27 protein-coding genes are annotated in these 24,350 nt (G+C 69.8%); 8 read left to right on the top strand and 19 right to left on the bottom strand.

Features of this window, described 5'->3' with window-relative positions:
- Positions 1–30 precede the first annotated feature (30 nt).
- The 13 genes from soxX to EZ216_RS16485 all read right to left on the bottom strand — a co-directional run bounded on the left by soxX (position 31) and on the right by EZ216_RS16485 (position 9,522).
- A complete protein-coding gene (gene soxX, locus EZ216_RS16545) occupies positions 31–702 on the bottom strand; it encodes a sulfur oxidation c-type cytochrome SoxX (protein ID WP_135250897.1) in 672 nt (223 codons plus the stop codon).
- An 11-nt stretch (positions 703–713) separates the two neighbouring features.
- Positions 714–1,523 carry a sulfur oxidation c-type cytochrome SoxA gene (soxA, locus tag EZ216_RS16540; protein ID WP_135251111.1) on the bottom strand — a complete coding sequence of 270 codons (810 nt, stop codon included), beginning with the start codon at positions 1,521–1,523 and terminating at the stop codon, positions 714–716.
- Between the two features lie 55 nt (positions 1,524–1,578).
- Positions 1,579–1,890 (bottom strand): thiosulfate oxidation carrier complex protein SoxZ, encoded by a 312-nt coding sequence (gene soxZ, locus EZ216_RS16535; RefSeq protein ID WP_205959694.1) that lies wholly within the window; start codon positions 1,888–1,890, stop codon positions 1,579–1,581.
- A 34-nt stretch (positions 1,891–1,924) separates the two neighbouring features.
- The gene (gene soxY, locus EZ216_RS16530) at positions 1,925–2,383 is read right to left on the bottom strand and encodes a thiosulfate oxidation carrier protein SoxY (RefSeq protein WP_135250896.1); all 459 of its coding nucleotides are present in this window, start codon (positions 2,381–2,383) and stop codon (positions 1,925–1,927) included.
- A gap of 76 nt (positions 2,384–2,459) precedes the next feature.
- A complete protein-coding gene (locus EZ216_RS16525) occupies positions 2,460–3,509 on the bottom strand; it encodes a c-type cytochrome (protein WP_135250895.1) in 1,050 nt (349 codons plus the stop codon).
- Positions 3,493–4,830: a sulfite dehydrogenase gene (gene soxC / locus EZ216_RS16520; RefSeq protein ID WP_135250894.1), complete on the bottom strand. Its 1,338-nt coding sequence runs from the start codon at positions 4,828–4,830 to the stop codon at positions 3,493–3,495. The genes EZ216_RS16525 and soxC overlap by 17 nt, the downstream gene beginning before the upstream one ends.
- 66 nt (positions 4,831–4,896) lie before the next feature.
- Positions 4,897–5,355, bottom strand: coding sequence for a thioredoxin fold domain-containing protein (locus EZ216_RS16515; protein WP_135250893.1), 459 nt, complete (start codon positions 5,353–5,355; stop codon positions 4,897–4,899).
- Positions 5,356–5,361: 6 nt separating this feature from the next.
- Positions 5,362–6,315 carry an MBL fold metallo-hydrolase gene (locus EZ216_RS16510; RefSeq protein WP_439126740.1) on the bottom strand — a complete coding sequence of 318 codons (954 nt, stop codon included), beginning with the start codon at positions 6,313–6,315 and terminating at the stop codon, positions 5,362–5,364.
- 11 nt (positions 6,316–6,326) lie between these two features.
- Positions 6,327–6,665 (bottom strand): ArsR/SmtB family transcription factor, encoded by a 339-nt coding sequence (locus EZ216_RS16505; RefSeq protein WP_135250892.1) that lies wholly within the window; start codon positions 6,663–6,665, stop codon positions 6,327–6,329.
- Between the two features lie 10 nt (positions 6,666–6,675).
- A complete protein-coding gene (locus EZ216_RS16500) occupies positions 6,676–7,101 on the bottom strand; it encodes a DsrE family protein (protein WP_135250891.1) in 426 nt (141 codons plus the stop codon).
- A gap of 77 nt (positions 7,102–7,178) precedes the next feature.
- Positions 7,179–8,291, bottom strand: coding sequence for a YeeE/YedE family protein (locus EZ216_RS16495; RefSeq protein WP_135250890.1), 1,113 nt, complete (start codon positions 8,289–8,291; stop codon positions 7,179–7,181).
- A 44-nt stretch (positions 8,292–8,335) separates the two neighbouring features.
- Positions 8,336–8,602 carry a hypothetical protein gene (locus EZ216_RS16490; protein ID WP_135250889.1) on the bottom strand — a complete coding sequence of 89 codons (267 nt, stop codon included), beginning with the start codon at positions 8,600–8,602 and terminating at the stop codon, positions 8,336–8,338.
- A gap of 101 nt (positions 8,603–8,703) precedes the next feature.
- Positions 8,704–9,522 carry an SGNH/GDSL hydrolase family protein gene (locus EZ216_RS16485; protein WP_205959693.1) on the bottom strand — a complete coding sequence of 273 codons (819 nt, stop codon included), beginning with the start codon at positions 9,520–9,522 and terminating at the stop codon, positions 8,704–8,706.
- 136 nt (positions 9,523–9,658) lie between these two features.
- On the opposite strand from EZ216_RS16485, the gene EZ216_RS16480 reads away from it, so the two are divergent.
- On the top strand, positions 9,659–11,098 hold the full coding sequence (locus tag EZ216_RS16480; protein ID WP_135250888.1) for an MFS transporter: 1,440 nt from the start codon (positions 9,659–9,661) through the stop codon (positions 11,096–11,098).
- On the opposite strand, the gene EZ216_RS16475 is transcribed toward EZ216_RS16480, so the two are convergent.
- Positions 11,082–11,792: a TraX family protein gene (locus tag EZ216_RS16475; RefSeq protein WP_135250887.1), complete on the bottom strand. Its 711-nt coding sequence runs from the start codon at positions 11,790–11,792 to the stop codon at positions 11,082–11,084. The genes EZ216_RS16480 and EZ216_RS16475 overlap by 17 nt on opposite strands.
- Before the next feature lie 678 nt (positions 11,793–12,470).
- On the opposite strand from EZ216_RS16475, the gene EZ216_RS16470 reads away from it, so the two are divergent.
- Positions 12,471–12,980 carry a hypothetical protein gene (locus tag EZ216_RS16470; protein WP_135250886.1) on the top strand — a complete coding sequence of 170 codons (510 nt, stop codon included), beginning with the start codon at positions 12,471–12,473 and terminating at the stop codon, positions 12,978–12,980.
- 116 nt (positions 12,981–13,096) lie between these two features.
- On the top strand, positions 13,097–13,702 hold the full coding sequence (locus tag EZ216_RS21840; protein WP_135250885.1) for a hypothetical protein: 606 nt from the start codon (positions 13,097–13,099) through the stop codon (positions 13,700–13,702).
- Here EZ216_RS21840 and EZ216_RS16460 read toward each other — a convergent pair.
- The 5 genes from EZ216_RS16460 to hutU all read right to left on the bottom strand — a co-directional run bounded on the left by EZ216_RS16460 (position 13,699) and on the right by hutU (position 19,661).
- Complete coding sequence (locus tag EZ216_RS16460) at positions 13,699–14,517, bottom strand: ABC transporter ATP-binding protein (protein ID WP_135250884.1); 819 nt, start codon at positions 14,515–14,517, stop codon at positions 13,699–13,701. The genes EZ216_RS21840 and EZ216_RS16460 overlap by 4 nt on opposite strands.
- The gene (locus EZ216_RS16455; RefSeq protein ID WP_135250883.1) at positions 14,514–15,290 is read right to left on the bottom strand and encodes an ABC transporter permease; all 777 of its coding nucleotides are present in this window, start codon (positions 15,288–15,290) and stop codon (positions 14,514–14,516) included. Before EZ216_RS16455 ends, EZ216_RS16460 begins: the two co-directional genes overlap by 4 nt.
- A gap of 115 nt (positions 15,291–15,405) precedes the next feature.
- Positions 15,406–16,350, bottom strand: a complete 945-nt coding sequence (locus tag EZ216_RS16450) for an ABC transporter substrate-binding protein (RefSeq protein ID WP_135250882.1) — start codon at positions 16,348–16,350, stop codon at positions 15,406–15,408.
- Positions 16,351–16,395: 45 nt separating this feature from the next.
- Complete coding sequence (gene hutH, locus EZ216_RS16445; RefSeq protein WP_135250881.1) at positions 16,396–17,943, bottom strand: histidine ammonia-lyase; 1,548 nt, start codon at positions 17,941–17,943, stop codon at positions 16,396–16,398.
- Positions 17,944–17,957: 14 nt separating this feature from the next.
- The gene (gene hutU, locus EZ216_RS16440) at positions 17,958–19,661 is read right to left on the bottom strand and encodes a urocanate hydratase (RefSeq protein WP_135250880.1); all 1,704 of its coding nucleotides are present in this window, start codon (positions 19,659–19,661) and stop codon (positions 17,958–17,960) included.
- Positions 19,662–19,769: 108 nt separating this feature from the next.
- On the opposite strand from hutU, the gene hutC reads away from it, so the two are divergent.
- From hutC to hutF, 5 genes are read left to right on the top strand one after another with little or no spacing between them, the layout of a single operon-like run.
- On the top strand, positions 19,770–20,477 hold the full coding sequence (hutC, locus tag EZ216_RS16435) for a histidine utilization transcriptional repressor HutC (protein WP_135250879.1): 708 nt from the start codon (positions 19,770–19,772) through the stop codon (positions 20,475–20,477).
- Positions 20,474–21,031, top strand: coding sequence for a HutD/Ves family protein (locus tag EZ216_RS16430; RefSeq protein WP_135250878.1), 558 nt, complete (start codon positions 20,474–20,476; stop codon positions 21,029–21,031). Before hutC ends, EZ216_RS16430 begins: the two co-directional genes overlap by 4 nt.
- On the top strand, positions 21,028–22,236 hold the full coding sequence (gene hutI / locus EZ216_RS16425) for an imidazolonepropionase (protein WP_135250877.1): 1,209 nt from the start codon (positions 21,028–21,030) through the stop codon (positions 22,234–22,236). Before EZ216_RS16430 ends, hutI begins: the two co-directional genes overlap by 4 nt.
- Complete coding sequence (gene hutG, locus EZ216_RS16420; RefSeq protein WP_135250876.1) at positions 22,233–23,030, top strand: N-formylglutamate deformylase; 798 nt, start codon at positions 22,233–22,235, stop codon at positions 23,028–23,030. Before hutI ends, hutG begins: the two co-directional genes overlap by 4 nt.
- Entirely contained in the window at positions 23,023–24,306 is a 1,284-nt protein-coding gene (gene hutF / locus EZ216_RS16415; protein ID WP_135250875.1) for a formimidoylglutamate deiminase, read from the top strand. Before hutG ends, hutF begins: the two co-directional genes overlap by 8 nt.
- Positions 24,307–24,350 lie beyond the last annotated feature (44 nt).

Below are 24,350 nucleotides of genomic sequence, written 5' to 3'. Positions count from 1 at the left end.
AGCCGCCAGTCATTCGTCATTCGTCATTCGTCATTTGTTCACCGGCGATTGCGGGTCCAGCAGCAGCGCCATGATGTGCTTGACCTGCTGTTCGTTCAGGTTGCCCATGTGGCCGGCGCGCGGCATGTTGCTGCACGCGTTGTAGGCCTTGGCGTTCCAGATCTTGCCCCACGTGTACTGCACGATGGCCTTGGCTTCCGGGCTGTCCGGGTTGGCCACGCCGCGTAGCTTGCCGTAGTTGTAGAGGCTGGGGCCGATGGTGCCGAAGGAGATCTCTTCCTTGCTGATCTGGTGGCAGTTGTAGCAGTTGCCGCCGTTGGGCGTGCTGGCGGCGTCGGTCCAGGTCTGGCCGCGGCCGCTCTGCGCGATCTGCTCGCCCTGCTTCCAGTCGCCCAGGTACTTGCCGTCGCTGGGCCACTTCACCGTCTTGAGGTTCTCTTCCTCGATGCGCTTGGCGGTGGCCGCGTCCAGCGGCTTGCCGGACGCGTCGGCCTGGTTGCACAGGCGCAGGGTCTCGTCGATCTGCGTCACGCGTTCGACCTTGGCGATGCCTTCGCTGCGGAAGCTGGTCTTCACCGCTTCCTGCGCCATGCGGTCCAGGTCGGCGCCCGGCGGCAGCGGCGCCATGTTGGCGCAGCCCACGGCGGCGACGGCGACCACGGCGGCGGCCAGCGCCGCGAGCTTCATTCGCTTGTTGTCCATGCGGCTCTCCTTCAGCGCTTCAGGGTGGGGGCGGCCGACTTGGCGCCCTTGGCGTTGACGCCGAGGTAGGTGGACAACGCCGAGATGGCGTCGCTGCCGAATTCCGGGTACGGGAAGCGCTGCTGGCGGTAGCAGTCGTTCAGGCGCAGCTGCATGCTCCACATCTGGCCGTTGGACACGCGGTAGGCGGGCCACGCCGCGAAGCCGACGCCGTCGCCGGGGTTCTTGGTGAGGTTGGGCAGGTCCTGCAGGCGGATGCGCTTGCCGTCCTCGCCGTGGCACGAAGCGCACGAGAAGTCGTGCGTGCCGCCGCGCATGAAGAACAGGCGCTTGCCCACTTCATAGGCCACGCGTTCCTGCGGATGCGACTGCGGCAGGTTGAACGGCAGGCCGCGCGATTCGGCCGCGATCCAGGTGGCCAGCGCGGTGACGTTCTCCTGCTCGCCCTTGCCGTACGGCGTCTTGGCGATCTGCTGCGCGTCGAAACCCTGCAGCGTGGCCATGCAGCTGACCAGGCGCGATTCCAGGTCCTGCACCTTGTTCGTGTCCGCGAAGTAGCGCGGCAGCTCCACGAACGCGCCCTTCACCACGCCCGGGCCCTTGCCCAGGTCGCATTGCTCCAGCGAGGCGTTCTTCGGGCCGCGCTTTTTCTTCCAAAGGTCTTCGCCCTTGGCTTCGAACAGTTCGGCCGGGTTGCCGTCGGCCAGCATGGCCCGGTATTCCTCGATCGACTGGGTGGCGGACTTGGGCTGCTGCTGCGCGTGGGTCGCGCCGCAAGCCAGCGTCGCGACGGCCGCGAAGGCCGCCAACTTCCTGGTCATCATGGATGCGTCTCCTCTTTTCGTCATCGCCGGCCGCTCCCCGCGGCCATCGCCCTCAGGCGACCGTGGCCTCGTCGGTTCGCGTGTCGCCGCGGTTGTCCTTCCAGGTCACCGCGATCTTGTCGCCGGCCTTGGCGCCCTTGACGTTGAACTGCAGGAACGGGTTCTTGGCCACGGCCGGGCCCCATTCGGCGGCCAGCACCTGCTTGCCGTTGTGGGTGGCGGTGACGTCGGTGATGTGCCAGGCGGGGATCACCTTGCCGGCCGCGTCCTTGCGCTGGCCGGTTTCCATCTCGTGGCTCATCAGCACGCGCACGACGGCGGCGTTGCCTTGCACCTGGGCGCGGATGCGCATCGGGTCTGCCATGTTCTTTCTCCTTTTGTCCTGTGCTGTGTCCGGGTCAGCCGCCGCAGCCGCCGAGGGTGACCTTGACTTCCTTCTTGGTGAAGAGCGCCTTGCCGTCGGTGGTGATGGCCACCGCGTAGACGTCGGACGACTGGCCCATCTTCGCGCGCGTCAGGAAGTTGGCGTCGACCGCCGGGTTGATGTCGAACTTCGCGACCAGCGGGCTGGGGTTCTTCTCGACCAGGATCAGCAGCTGCTTCACGTTGGGCAGCGTGGTGGCCACGCCCATGGGCACGACGGCGCCGTTCTCGGCGATGTCGGGCGCGGTGAGCTGCACGTCCTTGCTCTCCGCCGGCGCGCCGGCGCCCAGGGCCTTGAGCGCTTCGTTGACGGTCTTGGCGTCGAAGGCTTCCTTGGTGAAGGCCAGCGCGGTGCGGGGCAGCAGGCCGGCGGTGGCCAGCAGCGCCGCGACGGCGGCGGTCTGTTGCAGGGTCTGTCGGCGGGTGGTGTTCATCGGGCTCTCCGGGATGATCGTTGCATCAGTGCAGGCTAATGAAAGGCGAGAGTGTACGCATGCGGACAATCCCTGCTCACGGCTTGGCGCCGCCGGCCAGCCAGCCGGCGATGCGGCGCGCGTCGGCGTCGGCGAGCGATTGCGGCGGCATGGAGATGGAGCCCCACACGCCGCTGCCGCCGCTCTTGATCTTGCCGGCCAGGTAGTCGGCCTTGCCGGCGTGGCGTTGCGCGACCTCGGCCCAGCTGGGGCCGACGATGCGCTGGCCGGCCGCATGGCAGCCGGTGCAGTTGTTCTTCTGCAGCAGCGCGTTCACGGCCGCGGCGTCGCTGCCGCCCGCGGGCTTCGCCGCGGGCGCCTGCGCCACCACCTTGCCTTCCGGCGGACGCCCGCGCTGCGGGCCCACCAGGCGGTTCTGTTCGGCGAGGTTGCCGTGCGCGTCGCCGGCGTGCGGCGGCAGCAGCGAGGTGACCCTGGGTTCGGTGGCGCAGTCCTTCATGCAGGTGCTGCCCGTCACGTCGGGCTTGCCCGGGCCGCCGAATTCGTTGCCCGGCCACATCGCGTGCCGCGTGGTCACGCCGTTGCGATTGGGCATGCGCTTCTGCACTTCGGCGATGTTGCGGTCGGACATCACGAAGTCGGCCGGCAGCACGTCGCCCAGGTTCAGCAGGTACGCGGTGACGGCGTACACGTCGTCGACCGGCAGCGACTTGGGCGCGTTCCACGGCATAGCGCGGCGGATGTAGTCCCAAAGCGTCGAGACGTAAGCCACTTTCATCAACGTGGTGCGCCCGGGGTAGTCGGTTCGTTTGAGCGATGCGACGCGGCCGCTCTCGACGTCGGCCTTGCTCGTGCCGCCCACCAGCGGGTTGAACACCGAGTTGGATTCGCCGAACACGCCGTGGCACGACGCGCACTTGTCTTCCCACACCTGCTGGCCGCGCTGCACGCTGCCCGAGCCGGGCGGCAGGCCCTGGAAGTCGGGCCGCACGTCGATGTCCCAGGCTTTCACTTCCGCGGGCGTGGCGTCGCGGCCGATGCCGGTGAAGCGGTCCTGCGCGTGGGCGCCGCACGCCGTGGCGGACAGCGCGGCCGCGAGTACGAAACGTTCAACCCAGCTGGACATTCTTCACCTCGCCGCTTTCCTCCACCAGCCAGGTCTGGATGGCGTTGTTGTGGTAGATCGAACGCGTGCCGCGCACGCCGCGCAGCTGCCGGTACGAGGGCTGCACGTAGCCCGATTCGTCGCGCGCGCGGCTTTGCAGCAGCGCGGGCTTGCCGTCCCAGGTCCAGTCGAGCGAGAAGCGGGTCAGGCACTTGTCCATCACGGGCCCTTGCAGGCGCGCGGCGCGCCAGTTGCGCCCGCCGTCGGTGGACACGTCCACCTGCGTCACCTTGCCGCGGCCCGACCAGGCCAGGCCGTTGATGCTGTAGAAGCCCTGGTCCATCAGCACCTGCCCGCCCGAAGGCGTGGTGATGACGCTCTTGCATTCCTGGATGCTGGTGTACTGGCGGTGCGTGCCGTCGGGCATCAGGTCCACGTAGTGCACCGTCTCGTCCTTGGTCGCCCACGGCTGGTCGCCCACCTCGATGCGGCGCAGGTACTTCACCCAGCTGACGCCCTGCACGCCGGGCACCACCAGGCGCAGCGGGTAGCCGTTCTCCGGCCGCAGCATCTCGCCGTTCTGGCCGTAGGCCACCAGCACCTGGCCGGATTCCACCAGCTCCATCGGGATGGTGCGCGTCATCGACGAACCGTCCGCGCCTTCGGCCAGCACGAAGCGGCCCTTCTTCAGGTCCGCGCCGGCCATCTGCAACAGCGTGATGAGCGGCACGCCGGTGAACTCGCTGCACGACAGCATGCCGTGCGTGTACTGGCACGTCGGTACCGCGACGTTGCCCCATTCCATGCCGGTATTGGCGCCGCACTCGATGAAGTGGAAGCGCGAGACGGATGGCAGCCGCATCAGCTCGTCCATCGTGAACACCTTGGCCGCCTTCACCAGACCGTTGACCATCAGCCGGTGCTTGGACGGGTCGATGTCCCACCATCCCTGGTGGTGCCGCTCGAAATGCAGGCCGCTGGGCGTGACGATGCCGAACAGCGACTGCAGCGGCGCGAACGACACCGAAGCCTGGCGCGTCTGCGTCAGGCCCGGGCTCTGGCGGCGCTGCACGTTGGCTTCGTACTTCGAGGGCTTGCCGTAGCCGTCGGTGACGACGGGCTGGCCCAGGCCCGTGGTGTGCTCGGGCGCCTGCAGGATGTCGGGATCGCCTTCCGCAGGCGCGGGAGCGGCGTGTGCCACCGCCGCCGCGCCCGCCGCGGCGGCCGCGAAGGCGCCGCGCAGGAAATCGCGGCGGCCCTGCTTCGCTTCCGTGTTCACCTGCCGGATGCCGGCGGCATCCAGGAAATTCTCGGGCGCCTTGCGCACGCGGCCGGTCTGCATCGTGAATGAATCTCTATATTCGGATTCACGAATATATTACGCGGCGCGCCGCGCCGGCCACCGGGTTTACGAGGGGGCGATGCTCTTCATGGCGGCCTGCAGCCGCTGTTCGAGGTAGGCGCCGTAGAAGTCCGGGATGGACGCGCCCACCAGTCTTTCGGCCACTTCGCGCCCGCCGCGGCCGAAGAACATCACCACGGGCGCCAGCTTGATCCGCCATTCGCGCAGCAACTGCTCGTGCGTGGACGCCTTGCCCTGGAAATCGGCGACGGCGGCGCGGCTGCCCATGTCCACCTGCACGATGGGTTGGCCTGTTTGGGCGCGCAGCGGCGCAAGATGGCTGTCGCGCACCACGCGGCAGAACGGGCAGCCTTCCAGGCTGGCCATCACGACCAGCGGCCGGCCTTTGCCCAGGGCCTGCTGCAGCTCATCGGCCAGCGACGTGGGCGTGGGCAAAGTCGCTGCTTGCGCGAACGCAGGCAGCGCCAGTGCGGGCGCGGCCAGGAGCAGTTCGCGCCGGCGCATCGCCGCTCAGTCCTTCTCCTGCTCCATCAGCAGGTAGGTGTTGTAGGCATTCATGCGGTTGGCCGCCTGGAAGAGGGGCAGCTTGTCGAAGCGGCTCCAGTCGGCGGCCTTGTACGCGTCCTCCCAGGGCTCCAGGTTCTTCGCGGCGGTGCCCATCACCTGGCGCAGGTACAGCAGGTAGTCGCGGGTGAGCGCCGCGTCGGCTTTCGCCTCGTGCGAAGCGGGCCCGTGGCCGGGCACGATGACATCCGCGTCCAGCGCCAGCACCTGGTCCAGCGCGCGGATCCAGCGTCGGCTGTCGGCCTGGCCGACGAAGGGGATGCGGTTGCGGAACACGATGTCGCCGGCGAACAGCACCTTCTCCGACGGCAGGTACACCACCAGGTCTTCCGGCGTGTGCGAAGGCCCCACCGGCAACAGCTTCAGCGTGGTGCCGCCCAGCTGCAGGTCGCGCGGGCCGTCCAGCCATTCGTCGGGCTCGACCAGGTGCGTGTTGGCATCGATCCACGGCGCCAGGTCCTGCCGCGAAGCTTCCAGCCGCAGCCGTGCCGTGTCGGAGTTCAGGTATTCGCGGGCCGCGCGGTGCGCGACGATCTTCGCGCCGGCGGCGCGGAAAGCCTGCAGCCCGTACACATGGTCGGCGTGGTAGTGCGTCAGCACCACGTACTTCACCGGTTGCGGCGTGACGCGGCGGATCCGTTGCAGCAGCTGCTGCGCGAGCGAGGGCGAACCCAGCGCGTCGATCACCACCACGCCGGCCGGCGTGACGACGAAGCCCGCGTTGGAGATGAAGTTGCGGTTGGCCGGCGAGCCCAGCGCCGACTGGCCCTGAACGAACCAGGCGGATGCCGACACCTGCTGCGGCAGCATGGCCGGCCCTTCGGGGCTGACGGGCGTGACGGCGAAAGCGGGGGCGGCCAGCAGCGCCAGCAGCAGCGCCCGGGCGCGGCGGAACGGCAAGGGGAAATCCTTCAGCGCGCCACTTCGGCTTCGATGGCGATCTGCGTGCAGATGGCCCGGCACAGCGTGACGACGCGGTCGTTGACGATTCGGTAGTAGATCTGCACGCCTTCGCGGCGGCGGCCCAGCACGCCGGCCTGGTACAGCGTGTTCAGGTGCTGCGACATGTTGGGCTGCGTGGTGTCGATCTCGGACAGCAGCTCGCTGACGTTCTTCTCGCCGTTGCACAGGCTGCTGATGATCTTCAGCCGCATCGGCGCCGACATCACGCGGAAGACTTCCGCGGCCATCTCGAACACCTCGTCGGACTCGACGGGCGATGCTTCCTTGCGGGCGCGTGCGGTGGCCATGGCGCGGACCTCAGGGCTTGATGTACGCGTAGTGCTCGCGCGTCTGCAGCTGCCCGATGCGCACGACGCCGGAGGGCGTGAAGTCCGCGTCCATGATGAACTTGTCCTTGGGCAGGTTGCGGCTCTTCAGCGTGATCTCGCACACCTCGAAGCGCACGCCGCGGGCCTTCAGCGCGCTGACCAGCGACGCGTACTCGATGTTCGGGTTCTTCTTGTCGTGCGCGCCTTCCATCAGCATGTCCACGCCCTCGGCGTGCGTCACCACGATGATCTTGGTGTCGGGCGCCACGTCCAGGTGGTTGCGGATGTTGCGCAGCCCCTTGGTGGCCTGGGCTTCGGTGTTGTCGATGTGGTAGACCACCTTGTCCTGTGCCCAGGCACCGCAGGCGGCGAAGGCCAGCAGCAGCGCGGGCAGGAATCGGAAGAGGGCTCGCATTTCGTGTTCTCCAGGCGATGAATATCGCCAGTGACCAATATAAGCCAGCGCGCAGGCATCCGGCGCTGGGGCTGACCCTAGGCGTCGCGTTCGATGCGCCAGGCCTGGTAGCGAACGCCCGCCACGGCGCCGGCCACCATGGCCAGCGTAGCAGCCAGGCTGCCCAGGCTGAGCGTCGACAGGCCGGTGACGCCCTGGCCGATGCTGCAGCCCAGCGCCGTGACGCCCCCCACGCCCATGAGCACCGCGCCCGCCAGGTGGTGGCCCAGGTCGCCGGTGCCGGCGAAGCCTTCCCAGCGGAAGCGGCCGCGCGCCAGCGCCACCAGCGCCGACCCCGCGAGCACGCCCACGACGGAAACGATGCCCACGGTCAGGCGCTTGTTCGCGTCGCTGAAATACAGCAGCCAGTCCAGCGCGTAGCCGGTGGGCGCGACGAAGCTCAGGCCCTCGGCGCGGGTGGACGAGGTGGCGATCCACGCTTCTTCCAGCGTCTGCGGGTGCTCGGCCAGGTGGCCGACGTGGCCGGTGATCCACCACATCGCCAGCACCGAACCGCCCACGCCCAGCCCGGCCAGCAGGTTGAGCGGGCGGCGCGATTCCTTCGCGGCCAGCGACCAAGCCAGCAGCGCGAGCCCCAGGACTCCGCCGGCGACCAGCGCGGCGACGGCCAGGGACATGCCCGAACCTCGTGCCAGCAACGTGGCGAGATCCGTGTTGCCGCCGGTCTCCACCGCCACGCGGTCCACCGTCGCCACGCGCAGCACCGCCGTGATGCCGCGCAAAGTGGCGAACGCGGCGATGCCCGTGACCACCGACACCACCAGCGACTTCAGGTTGCCCGCGCCCGCGCGCACCAATGTCTTGCTGACGCACCCCGACGACAGCACCATGCCGAAGCCGAACACCGCGCCGCCCGCGAGCGCGGACAGCCACAGCCAGCGAGTCGACGCGTACAGGGTCTGCGGTGCGGTGAGGATGCCGAGAAAAGCGAGCGCGGCGAAGCCGAGCATCGCCGTGGCCGCGGCCAGCGCCCATTGGCGCCCGCGCGTGAAGTCGCGCAGCGTCACGGCGTCGGCCACCGCGCCCATCGTGCAGAAGCCGGTGGCCTGCACGACGGCGCCGAAGGCCAGCGACGCGAGGAAGGCGAGGAAAAGGACGAGGTGCTGCAGCGAAAGCAGCTCGGCGGTCATCGCACGATTCTAGGATCGTGCTCTTCGGTGACCGCTCTTGGAGGTCAGACCACGTCGGACCGGTCGCGCTGGATGCCGCCGCCGATCGGCGTCCACCGCATGATGCTGCTGAGGCGCTGGCGGCCATGCGCCGCGCGCGCCACCAGCGTCGCGCCGAGGAAGGTGCCCAACGTGCGCACGGCCAGCGAAGGGTGCTTGCGGGTCAGCAGCCAGGCGGCGATGCCGCCGGCCAGGTCGATCCATTGTTCGCCCGGGAACAGGGGCTCGGGATTTTCGAGACGCTGGACGGCGTCGGGGGGCTGCAGGTCCATGGCGCGAGGCTCCGAATTCGTCGGATGCCGCACGCTATCGCGCGGGCCGCGCACGTGGCGGCGGACCGCGCACACAGCCGCTGTGGGAGCCGTCCGATACGCTACGGCTTGGCGTAGTAGGCCTGCACCGTCTCCCACGCCACGGCCTGCAGGTGCGCGGCGGTGGCCGCGTCCAGCCCCGCGGTGTACTTGTTGCCCACCGGCGAGTTCTTGAAGAGGGCAGCGTAGGTCGTGCACGCCGCCAGGTAGGTGCCCGCCAGGCTGGGGTGGCGCTTGTCGGGCGCGTACAGGTTCAGGTCGGGCTTCGCGGCAATGGAGCGCGCGAAGGCCAGCCCGGCCGGGATGACGAAAGCGTCGTTGTCGTTGCCGGCCTGCGTGTACGCCTCGGCCAGCCCGGCCGTCATCGAAGGCACGTCCTGGTAGGCCCAGGACATGAAGAACACCGGCTTGGCGCCGTGCCTGCGCACCGTGTCGGCGTGCTTCTTCGCGTATTCCCGGAACGTGTCCTTCAGCTGCGGGTGCAGCGGGCACTGGCTGCAGTCCATCAGGATCGCCACGTCGAACAGCTTGTCCAGCTTGTTGAAGACGACGTTGTTGTTGCGGTCGAACGAGTACCTGCCGATGGCGTTGGGGCGGAAGTACGAGTCGACGTCGTGCCAGTCGAAGCCGCTGCCGCCGATGGTCACCGACGTGCCGCGGTGGCGGAAGCCCGGGTCGGCCGAGCGGATCAGCTCGCCCACGTGGTTGTGCAGGCTGTTGTTGTAATAGAAGAAGCTGTTGCCGATGTAGATGGCCGACGCCGGCTTGTCCACGCCGCTGTCCGCCAGCTTGGGCCGGGTCTGGGCGATGGCGGGCGCCGCGAGCGTCGCGGCGAGCAGCAGCGCCGGCAGCAGCCGGGCCAGGCGGATCATGGCTCGCATGGTGTCTCCTTGTGGTGGCGGCACTTTGACACAATCCCGGCCGGGCGTTGTCGATTCCGGCCGCCCCGGTTCGTCGTGCAGCACAAGGCCCGCCAGAGGCCTCATGACCGAACCCAACGAAAAAGGAAATAACGCCATGTCTTCCCTCGATGCCGGCCGGCGCCAGCGCTGGTGGGCGCTGTACGTGCTGTGCCTGGGCGTGCTGATGATCGTGCTGGACACGACCATCGTGAACGTCGCGCTGCCCTCCATCCGCACCGACCTGAAGTTCACCGAGACCTCGCTGGTCTGGGTGGTCAATGCCTACATGCTCACCTTCGGCGGCTTCCTGCTGCTGGGCGGCCGGCTGGGCGACCTGTACGGCCACCGCAAGGTGTTCCTGGCCGGCCTGGCCGTGTTCACGCTGGCTTCGGCGGCGTGCGGCTTCGCTTCCACGCAGACCATGCTGGTGGCCGCGCGCGCGGTGCAGGGCCTGGGCGGCGCCGTCGTCTCGGCGGTGGCGCTGTCGCTGATCATGAACCTGTTCACCGAGCCTGAAGACCGCGCGAAGGCGATGGGCGTGTACGGCTTCGTGTGCGCGGGCGGCGGCAGCGTGGGCGTGCTGCTGGGCGGCCTGCTCACCAGCTGGCTCAACTGGCACTGGATCTTCCTGGTCAACCTGCCGATCGGCGTGGTGGTCGCGCTGCTGTGCCGCGCGCTCATCGCGCCGGGCGGGGGCGCCGCGGGCCAGCGCCTGGACTGGTTCGGCGCCATCACCATCACCGCTTCGCTGATGCTCGCCGTGTACGCGGTGGTCAACGGCAACGAAGCGGGCTGGACTTCGGTGCAGACGTTGTCGCTGCTGGGCGCCGCGGCCGTGCTGCTGGGCCTTTTCATCGCCATCGAATCGCGCGTGGCCGCGCCACTGATGCCGCTGGGCCTGTTCCGCCACCGCAACCTCACCGTCGCCAATTTCGCCGGCGTGCTGTGGGCCGCGGCGATGTTCGCCTGGTTCTTCATGTCGGCGCTGTACTTGCAGCTGGTGCTGGGCTACTCGGCCATGCAGGTCGGCCTGTCGTTCCTGCCGGGCAACCTGATCATGGCTTTCATGTCGCTGGGCGCCTCGGCGCGCATCGTGGTGCGCTGGGGCATCCGCGGGCCGCTGGCCTTCGGCCTGGGCATCGCCACGCTGGGGCTGGCGCTGTTCGCGCGCGCGCCGGTGGGCGGCAGCTTCGCCGTCGACGTGCTGCCCGCGATGACGCTGCTGGGCATCGGCGCGGGCATCGCGTTCAACCCGCTGCTGCTGGCCGCGATGAACGACGTCGGCCCGCAGGACTCGGGCCTGGCTTCGGGCGTGGTGAACACCAGCTTCATGATGGGCGGTGCGCTGGGCCTGGCGGTGCTGGCCAGCGTGGCCGCCGCGCGCACGGCGGCGCTGGAAGCGGCGGGCACCACGGGTGCCGTCGCGCTCAATGGCGGCTATCAGATGGCCTTTACGTTCGGCGCGGTGTTCGCGGGGCTGGTGGCGCTGGTCGGCTGGTTCTGCATGCGCGAGAGCAAGCCGGTGGGCGAAGCCCGGCTCAGCCCCACGCCTTGAGCGCGCCGATGGCGGCCAGGTGCAGCGGGTAGATGGCGTAGAACAGCAGCTGCCATCTCGGCATCGACAGCGGCAGTTCGTGCACGGCGGCGGCGATGGGCCAGGCCACCACGGTGGCCCACAGCGCCGGCCCGCCGGCATAACGCTGGTTCAGCAATCCGGTCGCGAAAAGCAGCAGCAGCGCCACCAGGGCCACGCCCGGATCGGGCCGCGTCGCGTACAGGTACACCGCCACCACGAGGAAAGCGCCGCCCACGCCGAACTCGCACCACCAGCTGGCGATGGCCATGGCGATGCAAGCCAGCATGCGCAGAGGCACCGCCGCCGGGCTGTCCACCGCCCAGCACAGGCCGGCGCCCAGCGCCAGCGTCACCAGCACGTTGACCACCTGGGGATCGCCGCGCGCCCAGATCGAAGGCAGCACGGCGACCAGTCCCCAAGCCGCCAGTCGCAACGCGGTGCGCGAGCTGCGCGCGGGCCTATCGCCTTGGCGCGCGAGGTTCAGGCCCAGCACCAGCGCGAACAGCGGGAAGGCGATGCGGCCGGCGAGGAAAGGCACGCTCTCGTTGGGCATGCCCAGCAGGTGCCGGCCGATGTGGTCGGTGACCATCGAGCCCAGGGCCAGCCACTTCAGCGTTTCCAGCTGGCCGTCGGTGAAGCCGAGGGGTGCGGTGCGCAAGGCTGGGGTGACCATGGCCGCATCCTAGGGCGCGGTGCATGCGCATGCGCGAGAGGTGATTCCTTCCTGACGGGCGGCGATGCGCGGCAACCTCGGCCGTGCCACCACGGCGGCGGCTTGCGCTGACACACGCGTCGGGCGCCGTCCGGCGGACGGTGACCGCCGCACTGCACACCATGCGACCTTCCTGCATTGAAGAGGTCCGCCATGCACCGCTTTCCCTACCGCCTGATCGCCGTCGTCGTTTCCGCCGCGCTGGCCGCCGGCACCGTGAGCTGGCCGGATGAGGCTTGGGCGAAAGGTGGAGGTGGAGGCGGTGGCGGTGGGGGTGCAGGCGCAGGCGGCGCAGGAGGAGGTGGTGCTGGTGGTGCAGGAGCCGGCGGAGCAGGTGGAGCAGGCGCCGGTGGTGTCGGAGCCGGTGGTGCAGGGGCTGGCGGAGCAGGCGCTGGTGGAGCAGGCGCAGGCGCGGGCGGCGCAGGTGCGGCTGGAGCAGGATCAGGCGGTGCAGGAGCGTCAGGCGCGGGGGCTTCCGGCAGCGGTGGCTCGGGCAGCGCGGGCTCCGGCAGCGGTGGTTCCGGAAGCGGTGGATCGGGCAGCGGCGCCGCGGGTGCCGGTGCGGCCGGTAGCGCTGGAGCTGCGGGTGCCGCTGGTGCTTCCGGAGCAGCCGGAACCTCCGGTGCGGGAGCCGGTAGCGTGGGCGGCGCAGGAACCGGCGCCGGCACGGGCGGCAGTGGAACCGGCACGGGCGGCAGCGGTGCGGTCGGCGTTGGTGCGGGCGGCACTGGCGCTTCGTCCGGCGCATCGGCAGGCGCAGCTGCGGGCATCGGTGCCGCGAGCGCGGGTGGTCCTGGAGCAGCTGCGGGCAGCGTGGGCACCGCTGCCGGCAGTGGCTCGGCATCGAGCAGTGGCGCAGCATCGAACGGCGGCGGTGCGGCATCGAGCAGCGGCGCGGCGACGGGCGTCGGCGTGGCGGCCGGCAACAGCTCGGTCGCCGGCATGGGCTCGAGCCCGACGGCCAGTGGCGGCGACGGAATCTCTTCCGGCACCGCCGGGTCGGCGCCCGGCGGCGTGGCGGTGATCCGCATGCCCGCCCCTCAACCTGGCGTGGTCCTGACCGAAGGCGCCACCACGGCGCCGGTCACCGCGACGATGGGCGGCCCGCCCGTCATCCAGTACCTGCCGCCGATGGATCCCGCGCGCTAGCCCCATCGGGCCAGCGGCGTCGTGCGGGCGCCGACAGCAACGCTCGCGGCTTTCCTACTGCTGCGCTTGCGCGCGCGGGACCAACATGGCCGCGTCACAGCAGGGAGAACAGCGAGATGGGAGCCAGCAAAGCCTGGATAGCAGCGGCCATCGGCGGCGCACTGGTGCTCGGCGTGGCCGCCGCCGAGACGAAACCGCCGCAGCCGCGCGCGCAGGGCGCGGGCACGGCGAAATCGAAACCCGCCGGGGGCACGGTGCAGCACGCCGACCTGAAGCGCGCGAAGGAGGCCAAGCCGGCCCGCAAGCCGGTGACGGCGAAGGCTTCGGCGAAGAAGGCAACGATCGCCGCACGAGCGCCGGCGAAAAAGACCACCGTCACCGCGCACGCACCGGCGAAGAAAGCCGCCGCCACGGCACACGCGCCGGCGAAGAAGGGCGTCGTCACCGCGAAATCGAAACCCGCGGCGAAGAAGCCGGTGCTCACGGCGAAGACGCCTTTGCGCAAGACCACCATCACGGCGCGCCGCGAGCCCGAGAAGCGCTACCTGCCGCCGCCGGTGTCCATGAACTGGACGCCGCCGCCGCTGGGCCCCGAGCGCTTCTACCCGAACGGCATCCCTGAACTGCACCCGGCGTTCATGCACCCGCTGCCCGGCGACGCGCCCGTGCAGACGACCACCGCCGCGGGCCCGAGCAGCGGCGAGTCGGAGCTGAGGAACTAGACCGCGCCGGCCGGCAGCAGCCCCGCGGCGCGCTGCACCTCGACGCGGATTTCTTCGGTCAGCCGCGCCTTCAGTTCGGCGAAGGCCGGCGTAGTCTTCATCGAGTAGTGCCGCGGGTGCGCCAGCGGCACCGGGAGGTCGCACTTGATGCGCCCCGGCCGCGCGCTCATCACCACGACGCGGTTGGCCATGAAGATGGCCTCGTCGATGTCGTGCGTGACGAAGAGCACCGTCTTGCGCTCTTCTTCCCAGATGCCCAGCAGCAGTTCCTGCATCAGCTCGCGCGTCTGGTGGTCCAGCGCGCCGAACGGTTCGTCCATCAGCAGGATGCGCGGGGCGTTGGCCAGCGCGCGCGCCAGCGCCGTGCGCTGCTGCATGCCGCCGGACAGCTGCTTGGGGTAGTGATGCTCGAACTGCGACAGGCCCACCTTGGCGATGAACGGGCGCGCGATGGCGTGCTGCTCGGCCAGCGGCAGGCCCTTCTCGCGCAGCCCGAAGCACACGTTCTGCAGCACCGTCAGCCAGGGGAACAGCGTGTAGCTCTGGAACACCATGCCGCGGTCGGCGCCGGGGCCCGTCACCTGCTTGCCATCCAGCGCGATGCTGCCGCCGGTGGGCGTGTCCAGCCCCGCCACCATGCGCAGCAGCGTGCTCTTGCCGCAGCCCGAGGGGCCGAGGATGGTGATGAAGTCGTTCTCCTGCACCTGCAGGTCGGTGGACTGCAAGGCCACCGTGCCGCCCGCGAAGGTCTTGCCGACGGCGGAAACCTGCAGCACCGGCGCGGCGCCGGCCAGCGTGACGTCGTCTCGTTTCATCGGATTTGCGACCACGGAAACAGGATCTTGTTGAACGCCTTGAAGGCGAAGTCCGTCACCAGCCCGATGAGGCCGATGACGATGATGCCGAAGATGATCTGGTCGGTGGCCAGCAGCGCCTGGCTGTCGGTGATCATGTGGCCGATGCCGCTGGAAGCGCCGATCAGCTCGGCGACGATGACGTAGGTCCAGGCCCAGCCCAGCACCATGCGCAGCTGCTCGGCGATCTCGGGCGCGCTGGAAGGCAGCAGCACGCGCGTGACCACGCCGCGGTCCTGCGCGCCCAGCGTGTACGCCGCTTCCACCAGGTCGCGCCGCGTGTTGCCCACGCTCACCGCGATCATCAGCACCAGCTGGAAGAACGAGCCGATGAAGATGACGGCCAGCTTCTGGCTTTCGCCGATGCCGGCCCACAGGATCAGCAGCGGGATGAAGGCCGAAGCGGGCAGGTAGCGCGCGAAGCTCACGAACGGTTCGAAGAAAGCTTCGATGGGCTTGTAAGCGCCCATCAGCACGCCCAGCGGCACGGCGAAAGCGGCGGCGATGAGGAAGCCGCCCACCACGCGCCACACCGTCATGCCGATGTCCTTGAGGAACCCGTATTCGGTGAGCAGCGTCCAGCCGGACTTCACCATGGTCAGCGGGTCGGCGAGGAACTGCTTGGGCACCAGGCCGCCGAAGGTGACGGCGGCCCAGAGCAGGAAGAAGGCGGCGAAGAAGGACACGCCGAGGAGGGCGCGGGTGCCGGGGGGGACGGGGTGGAGGGGTTTCATTTGTCTTCCTCCCTCTCCCGCCGGCGGGAGAGGGTTGGGGTGAGGGTGGGTGTGCGGTGCGGGTCCAATCCCTCACCCCCGCCCTCTCCCCCAAGGGGAGAGGGAGTTTCCAGGCTTATTTCAGGAACCGCGTATCCGCCAGCTTCGACAGATCCGGCACCTGCTTGATGATCCCCGCCTCCATCAGCAGATCCGCCGCTTCCTTGCTGAAGGCCGCGTGCTCGCCCGCGAAGAACTTCTGGTTCGCGTCGCGGTCCTGCCAGCGCAGGTACTTCTGGCTGGCTTCGAACTGCTCGCCGGTCTGCTTGACGTCGGCGCCCATGATCTCGAACGACTTCTTCGGGTCCTTCTTGATCATGTCCACGGCTTCGAAGTAGCTGTCGGCCAGCGCCTTGGCGGCCTTGGGGTTGTCCGACAGGAACTTGGGCGTGCAGCCGAAGGTGTCCATCACCATCGGGTAGTCCAGCGTCGTCGCGATGATCTTGCCGGCCTCGGGCTTGGCGCGCACGGCGCCCAGGTAAGGCTCGTACGTCATCGCGGCATCCAGGTCGGCGGTGCCGGCGATCATGGCGTTGGCGGCGGCCTGCGGTTCCAGGTTCACGACCTTCACGTCCTTGGTGGACAGGCCGTTCTTCTTCAGGAACCAGGCCAGCGTGAAGTAGGGCGCCGTGCCGGGCGCGCTGGCCGCGACGGTCTTGCCCTTCAGGTCGGCGATCTTCGTGATGTTGGGCTTGACGACCATGCCGTCGGCGCCGTACGACTTGTCCAGCTGGAAGATCTGCGTGGTGGCCACGCCGTTGGCGTTCCACACCACCCAGGTTTCCACCGTGGTGGCCGCGCACTGCACGTCGCCCGAAGCGATGGCCAGGTGGCGGTCCTTCTGCGGGATCTTCTTCAGCGTGACGTCCAGGCCGTTCTTCTTGAAGATGCCGGCTTCCTTGGCCAGCGTCAGCGGCGCGAAACCGGTCCAGCCGGAAATGCCGACGGCGACCTTGGTGTCCTGCGCCTGCGCGGCGGTGACGGCCAGCGCGGCCAGCGAGAGGGCGAACAGCTTCTTCATGGGGCTTCTCCTGTGAATGAGGGTGGGTGCAACTCTATGCATGGGTCATGCCAGCCGTAAAGCGTGCAACTCCGGTATGCGTTGCTCGATGGCATGCCCCAGGCCGCCGTCGGCCACCAGGTGGTGCACGGCCTCGATGTCGCGGGCCAGGCTGCGGTCGGCCATCATGGCCGGCGACAGGCTGCGGACGAGCCGCAGCGCGGCCTCCAGCGCGGGCGCGCTCTGCAGGGGCCGCAGGAACTCGATGCCCTGCGCGGCCGCGAGCAGCTCGATGGCGACGATGTGCGCCGTGTTGCGCAGCATGGGCTGCAGCCGCCGCGCGGCGAACGTCGCCATGCTGACGTGGTCTTCCTGGTTGGCGGAAGTGGGCAGGCTGTCCACGCTGGCCGGGTGCGCCAGCGACTTGTTTTCCGAGGCCAGCGCCGCGGCGGTGACGTGCACGATCATGAAACCGGAGTTGAGCCCCGGCTCGGCCGCCAGGAAGGGCGGCAGGCGCGACACCACCGTGTCCACCAGCATCGCGACGCGGCGTTCGGAGATGGCGCCGATCTCGGCGATGGCCACCGCCAGCGCATCCGCCGCCAGGGCGACGGGCTCGGCGTGGAAATTGCCGCCGGACAGCAGCGAGCCCTCGAACACGAGCGGGTTGTCGGTGACGGCATTCGCTTCGCGCAGCAGCACCTGCGAGGCGTAGCGCATCTGGTCCAGGCAGGCGCCCATCACCTGGGGCTGGCAGCGCAGGCAGTACGGGTCCTGCACGCGGTCGTCGTTCTCCAGGTGCGAACGGCGGATGTCGCTGCCGGCGGTGAGCGCGCGGTACGCGGCCGCGCAGTCGATCTGGCCGGGCTGGCCGCGCACTTCGTGGATGCGGGCGTCGAACGGCGCGTCGCTGCCGCGCGCCGCATCCAGCGTGACCGCGCCGGTGACCACCGCCGACTCGAACAGGCGGTCGGCCGCCATCAGCGCGTCCAGCGCCAGCGCGGTGGACACCTGCGTGCCGTTGATCAGCGCCAGCCCTTCCTTGGGGCCGAGCTGCAGCGGCTCGATGCCGGCCTGCCGCAGCGCCTGCGCCGCGGGCACGCGTTGGCCGCGGAAGAAGGCCTCGCCTTCGCCGATCAGCGGCAGGCACAGGTGGGCCAGCGGAGCGAGATCGCCCGAGGCGCCGACCGAGCCTTGCGCGGGCACGACCGGAATGACGCCCGCGTTGTGCAGCGCCAGCAAGCCGTCCACCACCTCTTCGCGCACGCCGGAAAAGCCGCGCGCCAGGCTGGTGGCCTTGAGCAGCAGGATGAGGCGCACCACGCGTTCGGGCAGCGGGTCGCCCACGCCCACCGCATGCGAGCGCAACAGCTTCAGCTGCAGCGTCGCCAGGTCTTCGCGGGCGATGCGCTTCGTGGCCAGCTTGCCGAAGCCGGTGTTCACGCCGTAGACGGGTGCGTCCCCGTCCGCAGCCTGCCGGACCAGGGCCGCGCTGGCGCGGATGCCGGCGCGGCAGCTGTCTGGCAGTTCGGCGCGCTCGATGCCGCCGGGCGCCAGGGCCAGGCGGACGTCGTCGAGCGTGAGTTGTCCGGGGGTGAGCGTGCGGGCGGTCATTCGTCCGGCGCTCTTCAGCCTGCCATCGGCAGGTTCAGGCCCTGCTCCTTCGCGCATTGCAGCGCGATGTCGTAGCCCGCGTCGGCGTGGCGCATGACGCCGGTGGCCGGGTCGTTCCACAGCACGCGTGCCAGCTTCTCGTCGGCGTCTTTGGTGCCGTCGCACACGATGACCACGCCGGCATGCTGCGAGTAGCCCATGCCGACGCCGCCGCCGTGGTGCAGGCTGACCCAGGTGGCGCCGCTGGCGGTGTTGAGCAGCGCGTTGAGCATGGGCCAGTCGCTGACCGCGTCGCTGCCGTCGCGCATGGCTTCGGTTTCGCGGTTGGGCGAAGCGACCGAGCCGCTGTCCAGGTGGTCGCGGCCGATGACGATGGGCGCCTTCAGCTCGCCCTTGCGCACCATCTCGTTGAACGCCAGGCCCGCCTTGTCGCGGTCGCCCAGGCCGATCCAGCAGATGCGCGCGGGCAGGCCCTGGAACGCGATGCGCTCGCCGGCCATGTCCAGCCAGCGGTGCAGCGACTTGTTCTGCGGGAACAGCTCCTTCATCTTCGCGTCGGTCTTGCGGATGTCTTCCGGGTCGCCGGACAGCGCCACCCAGCGGAACGGGCCCACGCCGCGGCAGAACAGCGGGCGGATGTAAGCGGGCACGAAGCCGGGGTAGGCGAACGCGTCCTCCACCCCGAAGTCCTTGGCCACCTGGCGCAGGTTGTTGCCGTAGTCGACGGTGGGGATGCCCATCGCGTGGAACGCCAGCATCGCGCGCACGTGTTCGGCACAGGACTCGCCCGCGGCCTGCTTCAGCTTGGCGTGCTGGGAAGGGTCCTTCTGCGCCGCCTGCCATTGCTCGACGGTCCAGCCCTTGGGCAGGTAGCCGTTGATGATGTCGTGCGCCGAGGTCTGGTCGGTGACGATGTCGGGCTTCGGTCCGCCCGCCTTCGCGCGGCGCACCAGTTCCGGCACGATCTCGGCCGCGTTGCCGCACAGGCCGATGGACACGGCTTCCTTGCGCGCGGTGTGCTCCTTGATCAGCGCGAGCGCCTCGTCCAAATCCTTCGCCTGCTTGTCCAGATACTTCGTGCGCAGGCGGAAGTCGATGCGCGACTGCTGGCACTCGATGTTCAGCGAGCACGCACCCGCGAACGAAGCGGCCAGCGGCTGCGCGCCGCCCATGCCGCCCAGCCCCGCGGTGAGCACCCAGCGGCCCGACAGGTTGCCGCCGTAGTGCTGGCGGCCCGCTTCGGCGAAAGTCTCGTACGTGCCCTGCACGATGCCCTGGGTGCCGATGTAGATCCAGCTGCCCGCGGTCATCTGGCCGAACATCATCAGGCCCGCGCGGTCCAGCTCGTTGAAGTGCTCCCAGGTCGCCCACTTGGGCACCAGGTTGGAGTTGGCGATGAGCACGCGCGGCGCGCCGCCGTGGGTGCGGAACACGCCCACCGGCTTGCCCGACTGGACGAGCAGCGTCTCGTCGGGCTGCAGCTTGCGCAGCGAATCCAGGATGGCTTCGAACGCGGGCCAGTTGCGCGCGGCCTTTCCGATGCCGCCGTACACCACCAGGTCGTCGGGCCGCTCGGCCACGGCGGGATCCAGGTTGTTCTGGATCATGCGGTAGGCCGCTTCGATGGGCCAGCTGGCGCAGGCGAGGGTGGTGCTGCGCGGCGCGCTGACCGGGCGGGGGCCGGCGGCGATGAACGGGGCGGTGGAGAGGTCTGACATGGCGGGCTCCTGTGCGCGGTGCGGCGGGTTGTCTATACAACTCGCGAAGTTCGGGCCGCAGGATAGTTGTCTATACAAGACGTGTCAATCCGGATATTCTTCGCGCCCATGGCAGCTGCCAAACCGGCATACGGACAGGTCAAGGACTGGGTGCGCCAGCACATCGCCCGCGGCGACTGGCGCCCCGGCGACCCCGTGCCCAGCGAGGCCGCGCTGATGGAGCGCTTCGGCGTCAGCCGCATGACCGCGCACCGGGCGCTGCGCGAGCTGGCGGCGGAAGGGCTGGTCACGCGCACGCAGGGTTCGGGCACCCGGGTGGCCCAGCTGCACCGCATCAGCTCGCAGCTGGTCATCCGCGACATCCACGAGGAAATGGCCGAGCGCGGCCACGAGCACGGCACGCGCGTGCTGAAGGTCGCGCAGGAGAAGGCCGGCGCGGAACTGGCCGGGTCGCTGCGGCTGCGCAAGGGCGCCCCCGTGTTCCACACCGTGCTGGTGCACCTGGAGAACGCCGTGCCCATCCTTTACGAAGACCGTTACGTCAACCCGGCGGCGGCGCCCGCGTACCTGGACACGGACTTCACGCGGACGTCGCCCACTTCGCACCTGCTTGAGCATGCGCCGCTCACCGAAGCCAGCTACACCATCGAGGCCTGCCTGCCGTCCGCCGACGAGGCGCGCGCGCTGGGCATCCGCGTGAGCGAGCCTTGCCTGGTGATGATGCGGCGCACCGTCAGCGGCGCGCACGTCGCCAGCGTCGCGCGCCAGCTGTACCCCGGCAGCCGCTACAGCTTCAGCGGGCAGTTCGCGGCATGAGCTGGAACTTCGTCCCTCTCGATTCGGTCACGCCGCAGCCGTGGAAGAACGGCGGCGGTACCACGCGCGAACTGCTCGCGTGGCCGCAGGCCGAAGGCTGGAAGGTGCGGCTGTCGGTGGCCGATGTCACCGCGGCGGGCCCGTTCTCGCGCTTCGAGGGCATCGAGCGCTGGTTCTCGGTGCTGGAAGGCGAGGGCGTGGTGCTGAAGGTGGCCGGCGGCCGGCATTGGCTGCGGGCCGACAGCGAGCCTTTCCGCTTCGATGGCGGCCTGGCCACGGATTGCGAGCTGTCGAACGGGTCGACGCGCGACCTCAACCTGATGGCGCCGCCCGGCCGTTCGCGCATGCGCCGGCTGCAGCCCGCGGAGCAGATGTTCAAGATGCGCGGGCCGGGCCTGCTGGCCATCTACGCGCATTCGCAGCCTTCGCGCGTCATCCTCGACTGGGTGAACGTCGACGTGCCCGCGTACACGCTCGCCTGGCGCTGGTGCGGCGAAGCGATGAGCGGCATCGCGCGCGGTGCCGACGCGCTGCTGATGGAGGCGCAGGCATGAGCATGCAGCTGTGGATTGGCGCACGCATCGCCACGATGGCGGAAGGTGGCGCGCCGTACGGGTTCATCGACGATGGCGCGTTGGTGGTCGAAGCCGGCCGCATCGCGTGGGTGGGCCCGCGCGCGGAGCTGCCTGCGCACTACGCCAGCGGCGCGCAAGTGCACGATGTGCAAGGCGCGCTCATCACGCCCGGCCTGATCGACTGCCACACGCACCTGGTCTGGGGCGGCGACCGCGCCCGTGAATTCGAGTTGCGCCTGCAAGGCGCCAGCTACGAAGACATCGCCAAGGCGGGCGGCGGCATCGTCTCGACGGTGAAAGCCACGCGCGCGGCCGACGAGGCGTCGCTGCTGGCGCAGGCGCAGCGCCGGCTGGACGCGCTGCTGGCCGAGGGCGTCACCACGATCGAGATCAAATCCGGCTACGGCCTGTCGGAAGAAGCCGAAGCCAAGTGCCTGCGCGTCGCGCGCACGCTGGGCCAGCGCAACCGCCTCGACGTGCGCACCACCTTCCTCGGCGCGCACGCGCTGCCGCCGGAATTCGCCGGCCGCGCCGACGACTACATCGCCGAAGTCGTGCGCATGCTGCCTCGCCTGCACGAGCAAGGCCTGGTGGACGCGGTCGATGCGTTCTGCGAGCGCATCGGCTTCTCGGTGGACCAGACGCGCCGCGTGTTCGAGACCGCGCGCGCGCTCGGCCTGCCGGTGAAGCTGCATGCCGAGCAGCTGAGCGACAGCGCGGGCACGCAGCTGGCCGCTTCCTTCGACGCGCTGAGCGCCGATCACCTGGAGTGGCTGAGCGAGGAAGGCGTGCGCGCGATGGCGAAAGCCGGCACCGTCGCCGTGCTGCTGCCCGGCGCGTACTACTTCATCCGCGAGACCCGGCTGCCGCCCGTCGCGCTGCTGCGCGAGCATGGCGTGCCCATGGCCGTGTCCACCGACTGCAACCCCGGCACCTCGCCCTGCACCAGCCTGCTGCTGATGCTGAACATGGCGTGCACCCTGTTCCGCCTGACGCCCGAAGAAGCGCTGGCTGGTGTCACGCGCCATGCGGCGCGCGCGCTCGGCCTGCCCGACCGCGGCGTGCTGGCGGCCGGCCTGCGCGCCGACTTCGCGCTGTGGGACGTGGAGCACCCGGCGCAACTCGCCTATGCATTCGGCGCGCGGCCTTGCCGCGGCGCCTTCGTTCAAGGACAAGCCCGATGACTTTCAAGCTCACGCGCGGCCGCGTGCCGCTGCTGGTCAGCATCCCGCACATGGGAACCGAAATCCCCGAAGCGCTGCGCGGCGCCTACGACCCGCGCGCGCTGCAGGTGGAAGACACCGACTGGCACCTGGACCGCCTGTACGCTTTCGCGCACGAGCTGGGCGCCAGCGTGCTGCAGCCCACCGTGTCGCGTTATGTCATCGACCTGAACCGCCCGCCGGATGACACGCCGATGTACCCGGGCGCGTCGAACACCGAGCTGTGCCCCACGCGCTTCTTCACCGGCGACCCGCTGTACGCCGAAGGCTCGGCGCCTTCGGCGCAAGTGAAGCTGCAAAGGCGCGAGCAGTTCTGGGCGCCGTACCACGCCGCGCTGCGCGGCGAGCTTGATCGCCTGAAGGCCGAGCACGGCTGGGTGCTGCTGTGGGACGCGCACAGCATCCGCAGCGAGATCCCCTGGCTGTTCGAAGGCGTGCTGCCCGACCTGAACATCGGCACCGCGAATGGCGCGGCGGCTCATGCCAGCGTCGGCGAAGCGGTGCAAGCCGCTGCCTCGCGCGCGGCCGGCGTGACCAACATCCTGAACGGCCGCTTCAAGGGCGGCTACATCACCCGCCAGTACGGCCGGCCCGCCGAGCACGTGCACGCGGTGCAGCTGGAGATGACGCAGAAGACCTACATGCGCGAGTCGCTGCCGTACGACTACGACGAAGCGAAGGCCGCGAAGATCCAGCCCGTGGTGCGGAGCATGGTCGAAGCGGCATTCGAAGCCTGCAGCAAGCTGTATGGCTGAACGGCGCTACCTTGCCCGGCACGCCTGGATCGACGGGGGCTGGTCGCGTGACGTCCTTCTCGTCGCAGGCGACGATGGTCGTTGGTCACGCGTCGAGCCCAATGCCGCCGACCGCGCCGGCGCGCCAGTCATCGACGGCGCCGTCCTCCCCGCCCTCGTCAACGCGCACAGCCACGCCTTCCAGCGCGCCATCGCCGGCCAGACCGAGCGTGCACCCGCGGGCCAGGCCGACGACTTCTGGAGCTGGCGCGACCGCATGTACCAGGTCGCGCTCACCATCACGCCCGAGCGGCTCGAGCAGGTCGCCACGCAGCTGTACCGCGAACTGCGCGCGGGCGGCTACTCGCACGTCTGCGAGTTCCACTACCTGCACAACGACACCGAAGGCCGGCCGTACGCCGACCCGGCGGAGATGTCGTGGGCGCTGGTGCGCGCCGCGCAGGCCGCGGGCATCGGCCTCACGTTGCTGCCCACGCTCTACATGCGCGCGGGCTTCGGCGCGGCGGGCCTGCGCGAAGACCAGCGGCGATTCGCGTCCACGCCCGAGTCCGTGCTGCGCATCGCCGAATCGATCCGTGCGCATCGCAGTGCCAACCTGCCCCTGACCGCCGGCATCGCCATCCACTCCCTCCGCGCGGTCGACGAAGGCGCGATGCGCGAAGTGGCGCAGGCCGCGCGCGCCGCCGGCATGCCCATTCACCTGCACATCTCCGAGCAGGTGAAGGAAGTGGACGACTGCCTGCGCGCCCGCCACCAGCGCCCCGTCGAATGGCTGCTGGCGCATTTCGACGTCGACGCAAGCTGGAACCTGGTCCACGCCACGCAGGCCGACGAAGCCGAGCTGCGCGCGCTGCACAAGACCGGCGCTTCCATCGTGCTGTGTCCCACCACCGAAGCCAACCTGGGCGACGGCGTGTTCGACCTCTGGACCTGGGGACAGCTGCGCGGCGCCTGGTCCATCGGCAGCGACAGCCACGTCGGCCGCGACTGGGCGGAAGAGCTTCGCCTGCTGGAGTATTCGCAGCGCTTCGTGCGCCGCGAGCGCAACGTCGCCGCGCGCGCGGCGGGCCGCGAAGACACGGCGGCCGTGTTGTTCGATGCCGCCCTGCGCGGCGGCGATGCAGCGGCGGGCATGCCCACCGCGCAGCTCGCGCCCGGGCGGCCGGCGCAAGCCATGGTGCTCAAGGATCGAGCCGGATTGGGACCTCTCGACGGCGCCGGCCTGCTCGAAGCGGCGGTGTTCTCGCCGGGCGCCTGCACCGTCGAACCGCTCTGACATGGACACGCGCGAATGGCTGCGGCCGGCTTAGGACGGCCGCA

The organism is Ramlibacter humi (assembly GCF_004681975.1).
Classification (GTDB): Bacteria; Pseudomonadota; Gammaproteobacteria; order Burkholderiales; family Burkholderiaceae_C; genus Ramlibacter; species Ramlibacter humi.
Note: the sequence above shows the minus strand (reverse complement) of the source record. Positions and strands in the feature narration are given on the sequence as shown.